Raw genomic sequence first — 3,814 nt, 5'->3', positions numbered from 1 at the left:
TTTTAAAGGTTTAGACACCGAAGCTAAAATCAAAGCCTTCTTCCAAGAACAATTCCCAGATGCATTAGCATTGATACCAAATATTGCAGAAGAATTTGCCAATAATCCAACAGGAGCTTTGGGTACTATCAAATGTTCACCATGGCATTATAAAGGGCATACCTTAATTCTTGGAGATGCAGCGCATGCTGTGGTTCCATTTTACGGACAAGGGATGAACGCTTCTTTTGAAGACGTAGCTGTACTTGATAGTATTATAGATGAACACGAAGGCGATTGGGAAACCATTTTCAAAACCTATCAAAGTGTTAGAAAAGCCAATGCTGATGCTATTGGAGATTTAGCAGAAGAAAATTATTATGAGATGCGCGATCATGTTGCGAATCCTATTTTCAAGAAAAAACGTCAATTGGAAATGCAATTAGAAAAGGAATTCCCCAATGAGTACTTCTCAAAATACTCTATGGTGACTTTTAACGAGGATATTGGCTATCATGAAGCCATGACCAAAGGACGTGCACAAGACAAAGCTATTCTAAACATGATTGCTGACAACATGATAGATTTAGAAGGTGATTTAAACGATTTACTTAAAAAAGTACAAGAAAAAACTAATGACATCTTAGATGATGATAGGGTTGCTAAGACGATGCATCATTAATAAAACTGTCACCTCGAGCGCAGTCGAGAGGTCTCAAAAAGGTCTCGACTGCGCTCGACCAGACATATTTATATTATGGAAGACAAAAATAATAAGATTCCTGCTTCCGCAGGAACAAAGGTAACACCAAGAGGAGCGTATCCACACGTAAAAGTAGTTGGAGATTTTATATTCGTTTCTGGAACAAGTTCGAGACGACCAGACAATTCTATTGCTGGTGTAGAAATTATTGATGAAATGGGCACAAAAAGATTATGTGCCGAAACACAAACTCGTGAAGTATTAAAAAACATTGATGCTAACCTTCAAAAAGTTGGTGCTTCACTTAAAGATGTTGTTGATGTGTCCTCATTTTTAGTTAACATGAATGACTTTGCAGGTTATAATAAAGCGTATGCTGAGTTTTTTGATAAGGCAACAGGACCAACAAGAACAACTGTAGCTGTACACCAATTACCACATCCTGATTTGGTAGTGGAAATTAAAGTGACTGCTTATAAGAAACAATAACTGTCATTCCGACAGAGCAGAGCGATGAGGAATCTCATCATAAGATTTCTCACATTCGTTCGAAATGACAAAATAGAAAAATGAACATACAAAACTACATAAACGGTCAGTACACCAATCCAATTAGTAATGAATGGATTGACAACTACAATCCATCTAATGGGGAAGTCTATGGACAAATTCCTAATTCGTCAACTCATGATGTAGAGCAAGCCTATCAAAGTGCCAAATCAGCCTTTAAGCTATGGTCACAAACTACGATTGAAGAACGTAGTAGAATTATGCTTCGTATTTCAGAATTGATTGAAGCCAATTTAGACCGTCTTGCAGAAGCTGAATCTAAAGACAATGGAAAACCATTATGGTTAGCTAAAGCTGTAGACATTCCAAGAGCTTCTAGTAATTTTAGATTCTTCGCTAATGCTATCACGCAATTTGCGAGTGAAAGTCACGAGTCTGTAGGTTTAAATGCTGTGAATTACACCTTGCGTCAACCTATTGGCGTTGTGGGTTGTATTTCGCCTTGGAATTTACCTCTCTACTTATTCTCTTGGAAAATTGCACCTGCTATAGCAGCAGGAAATTGTGTAGTTGCTAAACCTAGTGAAGTCACACCAATGACCGCTTATCTTTTGGGAGAAATTTGTACTGAAGCAGGTTTACCAAATGGCGTTTTAAATATAGTTCATGGTTTAGGAGGCTCAACAGGACAAGCTATTGTAGAACATTCAAGTATCAAAGCCATTTCGTTTACAGGTGGAACAACAACAGGAGCGCACATTGCTAGAGTTACAGCACCAATGTTCAAGAAGTTATCTTTAGAACTTGGAGGAAAAAATCCAAACATCATTTTTGCAGATTGCGATTATGAAGATATGCTAAAGACAACAGTACGTTCTTCATTTGCTAATCAAGGACAAATTTGCTTATGTGGTAGTCGTATTTTTGTAGAGAAATCTATTTATAAGCAATTCAAAACCGATTTTGTAAACGCAGTCAAAAACCAAAAGGTTGGTCATCCAATGGCTGAAGACACTAAAATTGGAGCTTTGGTTTCTAAACCTCATCTAGAAAAAGTATTGAACTATGTAGAGATTGCCAAAGAAGAAGGTGGAAACATACTTCATGGAGGTAACCGATTAACTATTGAAGGCTATGAACATGGTTATTACATGGAACCAACGATTATAGAAGTTACCACAGATGAATGCCGTGTGAATCAAGAAGAGATATTTGGTCCTGTAGTTACCATTATGCCATTTGAAACTGAAGACGAAGTCTTAGTAATGGCAAACAAAGTAAACTATGGTTTATCTGCAACACTTTGGACAAACAACCTCAAACGTACGATGCGAATGACCAAACAATTAGAAGCAGGAATCGTTTGGGTAAACACCTGGTTAATGCGAGATCTACGTACACCATTTGGAGGTGTTAAAGATTCTGGTGTTGGTAGAGAAGGTGGTTTTGAAGCCTTACGCTTTTTTACTGAACCTAAGAATGTCTGTATAAAGTATTAAGTAGTGAGTAGTGAGTAGTGAGTAGTGAGTGAAAAATAATCAATTCGAAGAATTAAACATCAAAATTCAGAAATAATGAACACAGGAATGAAGATGCGAAGCAAAGCTTCAAGCACGAAATTCCGATAGTGAATGATGCTTTAGCAATTTCCTAATTTTGATATGATTTTTTGGTTCGTTTTGTATCAAGACAAAATGAACAAGAATTAAAACCTTAAGTTAAAAAATTAGAACAAGTTCAGGCTAATAAATAATAACATAAAAAAACCTGTCTTCGCAGGACATACATATGAATCTAGAATTAAACAATAAATACGCTTTAGTCTGTGGAAGTACTGCAGGAATAGGAAAAGCAACAGCAATGGCATTAGCAGCCGAAGGAACTACAGTAACTTTAATTGCGAGAAACGAAGAAAAACTAAAAGCAGTTTTAGCTGAATTACCGCAGCAAAGAAATCACGATTACATTGTTGCAGATTTTTCTAATCCTGAAGAATTAAGCCAAAAAGTAACCGATTACATTGCTAATAATCATGGATTTCATGTTTTAGTAAATAATACTGGAGGTCCAAAAGGAGGACCTGTTTTTGCGGCTGGATTAGAGGAGTTTCAAAGTGCATTTACCCAACATTTAAAATGCAATCATGTATTAGCGCAAGCCGTAGTTCCATTTATGAAAGAAGAACAATATGGACGTATCATCAATGTGATTTCAACCTCTGTAAAACAACCTTTAGATGGTCTCGGTGTAAGTAACACCATAAGAGGTGCAGTAGCTAATTGGAGTAAAACCTTAGCTAATGAGCTTGGTGCCTTTGGTATTACGGTAAACAATGTGCTTCCTGGTGCCACTGGAACAGAACGTCTAAGTGAAATTATTAAAAATAAATCGTCTAAAACTGGGGTAACTGTGGATGAAGCTAGTCAGGCAATGATGAATGCAGTGCCAGCAAAACGTTTTGCAAAACCAGAAGAAACTGCCGATGCAATTACATTTTTAGCCAGTGAACGCGCTGCCTATATCAATGGAATAAATCTTCCTGTTGATGGTGGACGTACAAAATCACTTTAGAAATAGAAAAATTTAGTAAAACGATCCTATAAGGTTTTTAAATCTTATAGG

At 36.7% G+C, this 3,814-nt stretch carries 4 protein-coding genes; all 4 read left to right on the top strand.

All coding sequences use genetic code 11. The features are described 5' to 3' along the window. A partial coding sequence (locus tag N4A42_RS11175; protein WP_294073975.1) for an FAD-dependent monooxygenase occupies positions 1-661 on the top strand: 661 nt, incomplete at its 5' end. A gap of 75 nt (positions 662-736) precedes the next feature. After that, entirely contained in the window at positions 737-1,171 is a 435-nt protein-coding gene (locus N4A42_RS11170; RefSeq protein WP_294073973.1) for a RidA family protein, read from the top strand. Between the two features lie 80 nt (positions 1,172-1,251). Continuing rightward, positions 1,252-2,691, top strand: a complete 1,440-nt coding sequence (locus N4A42_RS11165) for an aldehyde dehydrogenase (RefSeq protein WP_294073971.1) — start codon at positions 1,252-1,254, stop codon at positions 2,689-2,691. Between the two features lie 289 nt (positions 2,692-2,980). Next, positions 2,981-3,763: an SDR family oxidoreductase gene (locus N4A42_RS11160; RefSeq protein WP_294073969.1), complete on the top strand. Its 783-nt coding sequence runs from the start codon at positions 2,981-2,983 to the stop codon at positions 3,761-3,763. The last annotated feature ends 51 nt before the right edge of the window (positions 3,764-3,814 follow it).

The sequence above is a fragment of the Winogradskyella sp. genome, assembly GCF_025210595.1.
Classification (GTDB): domain Bacteria; phylum Bacteroidota; class Bacteroidia; order Flavobacteriales; family Flavobacteriaceae; genus Winogradskyella.
This window is presented reverse-complemented; position numbering and strand designations above follow the sequence as displayed.

Coding starts and splice junctions, on each gene's coding strand:
- N4A42_RS11165 (WP_294073971.1), top strand. CDS start 1,252: ATGAACATACAAAACTACATAAACGGTCAGTACACCAATCCAATTAGT.
- N4A42_RS11160 (WP_294073969.1), top strand. CDS start 2,981: ATGAATCTAGAATTAAACAATAAATACGCTTTAGTCTGTGGAAGTACT.
- N4A42_RS11170 (WP_294073973.1), top strand. CDS start 737: ATGGAAGACAAAAATAATAAGATTCCTGCTTCCGCAGGAACAAAGGTA.